The 4,202-nt window shown below is 59.6% G+C and carries 2 protein-coding genes, 1 tRNA gene, 2 rRNA genes and 1 pseudogene; 1 reads left to right on the top strand and 5 read right to left on the bottom strand.

Going from position 1 to position 4,202, the window contains the following annotated elements; translation table 11 throughout:
• On the top strand, positions 1–1,511 hold a 1,511-nt coding region (locus QZ964_RS19355; protein ID WP_292533656.1), incomplete at its 5' end, for a TonB-dependent siderophore receptor.
• Positions 1,512–1,748: 237 nt separating this feature from the next.
• On the opposite strand, the gene QZ964_RS19350 is transcribed toward QZ964_RS19355, so the two are convergent.
• The 5 genes and pseudogenes from QZ964_RS19350 to QZ964_RS19330 all read right to left on the bottom strand — a co-directional run.
• Entirely contained in the window at positions 1,749–3,038 is a 1,290-nt protein-coding gene (locus tag QZ964_RS19350; RefSeq protein WP_292533654.1) for a sialidase family protein, read from the bottom strand.
• A gap of 266 nt (positions 3,039–3,304) precedes the next feature.
• Positions 3,305–3,647: pseudogene (locus QZ964_RS19345) on the bottom strand (transposase); the annotation flags it as partial.
• A 74-nt stretch (positions 3,648–3,721) separates the two neighbouring features.
• Positions 3,722–3,798, bottom strand: a tRNA-Met gene (locus QZ964_RS19340).
• A gap of 106 nt (positions 3,799–3,904) precedes the next feature.
• Positions 3,905–4,020: ribosomal RNA gene (gene rrf / locus QZ964_RS19335) — 5S ribosomal RNA — on the bottom strand.
• A 75-nt stretch (positions 4,021–4,095) separates the two neighbouring features.
• Positions 4,096–4,202: ribosomal RNA gene (locus tag QZ964_RS19330) — 23S ribosomal RNA — on the bottom strand; the annotation flags it as partial.

Raw genomic sequence — 4,202 nt, 5'->3', positions numbered from 1 at the left:
GGCCGGCGGACGTTCCGGTTTCGCGCAACCTTGAAGGTCCGTACGTGCCGCTGTCCAATAACAACAACGTCTTTGTCGGATCGGACTTCACGCACCGTTTCAACGACATGTTCACGTTCAAGCAGCGGTTTCTGGCGGCGTTCCTGCATCACGATGACGCCTACTCCAGTCATGCAGGCGTCGATGCGATCGGCAATGTCCTGAAGAACGCCTTCAGTCAGCAGAATGACTCGGACGTCTACGGAACCAATCTGGATCTGCTCGGGCATTTCGATTTTCTCGGCGCCCATCACGACACGCTGCTCGGATTCGACTATCAGCGCGTCCACTCGATATACGGCAATCAGGGACGCTTTTTCCCGCCGAATCCTCTGCTCACCGTCAATATGTTCTCTCCGTGGACCAGCAATATCTACACCTCGATCCCTACAGCCTTTTATGACTGGCAACGCGTGTTTGACCGGCCCCGCTTCCTGAACGATCGCCAAGCCAACCTCTCCAACCAGGAAGGCTTCTACTTCCAGGATCACATCACGCTTCTGGACGGGAAAGTGCATATTCTGGGCGGCGGTCGCTTCGACTGGTTCTGGCAAGGCCAGGCGAGAGGCGCAACCGGCGACCTGGCGGAATCCTACATCTTCACCCAGCCCTATACGATCAATCCCTTCGCCGTCGGAAATCCCTTTTCCACCGCCAATCGCCAATACACTTTCTTTGCGCCCACACGTTTCGACTCGGCCTTCAGTCCGCGCGTCGGACTTCTCGTCCAGCCAGTTCCCTGGGCGAGCTTCTATGGAAGTTGGACGCAGGCGTTCGGACCGAACGTCAACGCCTCGGTCGGCGTCGACCAGTTCAATCGGCCCTTCGCGCCGGGAAAGAGCGAACAGATCGAAATCGGCGCCAAGGCGGAATGGTTCGAGGGTCGTCTGTTGACGACACTGGCGTTATATAACCTCACGAAGACGAATATTCCGGTGAGGGACATCACATCGCTTGATCCGACCGCGCTCGTCCTGGTCGGCGCAGCGCGCAGCCGAGGCGTGGAACTCGACGCTACGGGCAAGATTCTCGACAATCTCAGCCTGATTAGCAGCTTCACCTATATGGACGTGCGCGTCACCCAGGACAACAACACGGATCCGGCGACCACCACGCTCGGACGCCGCCTGATTGGCGTGCCGCGCTATCAGGGCAGCTTCTGGGCGAAATGGGACATCAAGGAGATTGTCGAGCTCGACGGGTTCAGTCTCGGGTTTGGAGTGTTCGTGGTCGGCAACCGCCAGGGCGACGATCAGAGCACCTTCCAGCTGCCCGGCTATGTTCGGCTCGACGCAATGGCCGCCTATAAGCTTAAGGTTATGGGCAACGATGTGACCGCGCAGCTCAATCTGCGAAACCTCGCCAACACCCGATATTTCGAATCCGTGGACAACAACTTCTCGACGCCAAGACTCAGCATCTATCCAGGCGCGCCGTTCAATGCGATGGGCACGATAAGAGTCACGTTCTAAATGGGCGATGCAAGCATTTCGCTATGGATTAAGAGAAGTCGGACCCCTCTCAGGCGACGCCGACCTATCGCCAGCGCTGCCGTTTAACAGTGCTGGCGACGTCCATGAGTGGGAAGCGTTTGACGGCGTCAGAATGTTCACAAAGAAATATGCCTGCCAGACGCGCAACCGATCAGAACTTCGCAATTGCCCGAGCGCGTTGTTGCGTTGGAGTTCAACGGCTAGACGAACTCAAGGCTAACGCCCTGCTTGGCCCAATTTCTCGTTATAAATGCGCGTTATGGCCAACCGCGCGTCGGCGCCTTCGCTTTGCTCCGTCCAAAAAGCGACGAAACCGTTATTAGACGCCACGAGTCGGGGGTGCGACGCCGACGCCTTCGGCGCCGAAAGACGCCGCGCCGCGGTCCAATGCAGTCCGCCGTCGTTGGATTGCGCCTCGTAAATGGCAAGCGAGCCGTCGTTCGTTTCGGCGTCGATCATGTCCCACACCGCCGCGAGGCGGCCGTCTTTGCTGAGCGCAACGTCGCCATGTGCGGCGCTTTCGTCGCCGAGTTTGAAGGGCGTCGTCCAGCTCCGGCCACCGTCGGCGGACTTCACGTAATAAAAGCCGGCGTCGCCCTTTCTGCGCGTGCCGACGACAGCGTGCATTTCGGTCGAGCCGCCATTGGATTTAATGGCGAGTCCGCCGCCGATATGCGGGCAACCCGGAAAATCCCAACCGAAAGCGCCGACCGTCGCAAGCCGGGTCCATTGCTTTGTCTTGGCGTCCACGACGCCAAGCGCCATGTCGGAGGGCCGCTTGTCGCGATAGAGCACGTAAAAATTTCCCGCCTTGTCGGCGCCTCCGGCGTTCCAACAGCAGGCGCAGGTCACGCCGTCGAGCGTCGAATTCGCCGACCACGTGACGCCGCTATCCAGTGAAAAAGCGTAACGCATCGCCTGCGCGCCTTCGATCGGAACCTTGCCGTCCCGGCTGTCGAGCCAAGCGGCGTGCAGCGTCTTCGCGTCGGCGCCGAGCGTGAAGAAGGAATGCGGGCCTTTTGGCCAATCGGCGGGAGCTGGCGCCGGCGTCCAGCTCTTTCCGCCGTTCGTCGAACGCGACGCGACCATCGGCCCTGCGCCGCCGTGCTTGTTGCCCTCGACCTTGCTGGTCCAGATGGCGACGAGATTCATGCCGCGCGCGACGATGCGCGCATCCGAGCCCCGCATGAAGACGGCGCCGGCGCCCGGTGGCCCTTGCACCTCAATGGCATCGGACCAGTTTCGCCCTGCGTCGGTCGAAACCTGATGCCAGACGCTTGCGCGGCCATCCTGATGTTTGCCGAGTAGGAGATGGAGCCTGCCACCGTCGGCGACGACGTCGAGGCTGACAACGCCATTGGGAATGCGCCTCGCGTGGCCAGCGTGTTCGCCGCCGGCCTGTTTGGCAGAGTCGACCGTGACGGCGGTCGACCGCGTCGGGATGTCTTCAGCCAGCGTAGCCGTCGCGAGCGCGCAAGCTCCGACAATGCTTACGGCTGACAGCATCAATTGACGCGAGAAATCTCCACAATTTATGCGCATGCCGGTCTCCGTCCGCACTGCGCTAAAGGCTAGATCTGCCCGTAGAAATGTCAATTGGCGACCGTTGCTATAATTTATTGGCCGGACTTCTGGGCGAGGCAGCGATAGACGGAGCGGTTGATGCGAGGGTGTAGTACCGACACCGAAGGATAACGAACTGTTGATCGATGTTCGAGGCGAGCTTTTCGGTTTCCATGAAAAGCAAAACCCCGGCCGCAGGAGCGCGCCGGGTCGCAGACGACATGCAGCTTGGAGTTCAACCCGCCTTTTCGTGCGGCCGATAGCCGCCGTGCGATGCGCCTTCAGATGCGTCGAGTCGATCATGATGCGCTCGGGCTTTGGGAGTTTTGACGGCGAGGGTGGCGAAAATCCGGTCGAAGAGGCCAAGCCGGCTCCCGCGAATGAAACGGTTATAGAGTGTCTCGTGCGGCCCTAGCCCTTGGGCGCATCCTTCCATTGCAGGCCGTGCCTGATGATGTAAACAATACCGCTGACGACGCGTCGGTCGTCGACGCGCGGCACGCCATGCGCCGGAGGAAAGAACGGGCGATAAACATCGCGAAGATGGTCCATCTGGCGCAAAGCTCAAACGAAAACAGCCCCAACATTGGGGCTGTTCGCGATGAGTTCACTTGTTCGGTAAAAGTTGGTTGCGGGGGCCAGATTTGAACTGACGACCTTCAGGTTATGAGCCTGACGAGCTACCGGGCTGCTCCACCCCGCGCCAAGAGAATGCGCGACAAGACAAACGCGCCAAAGACAAAAAAGCAGCACGGCGAATGCAGCGCTGCTTCGAACGGTATCGATAAAGAGGATGATGCGCTTCGCAGGCCTGGCGACGACCTACTCTCCCAGGTCTTGAGACATAGTACCATTGGCGCAGAAGCGTTTGACGGCCGAGTTCGGGATGGGATCGGGTCTGATCGCTCCGCCGAAGGCCACCAGGCCGGCGAAACACATCTTTTCGAAGCAAAAGGTCTTTCTATCCGCGCATACCGAGTATGGGCGTCGATAAATGAGAGCGATCAAGCCAATCGAGCTATTAGTACCGGTAAGCTCCATGCGTTGCCGCACTTCCACACCCGGCCTATCAACGTGGTCGTCTTCCACGGCTCTCAAGGGAGAACT

Origin of the sequence: Methylocystis sp., from assembly GCF_021731785.1 — a bacterium.
Classification (GTDB): domain Bacteria; phylum Pseudomonadota; class Alphaproteobacteria; order Rhizobiales; family Beijerinckiaceae; genus Methylocystis.
This window is presented reverse-complemented; position numbering and strand designations above follow the sequence as displayed.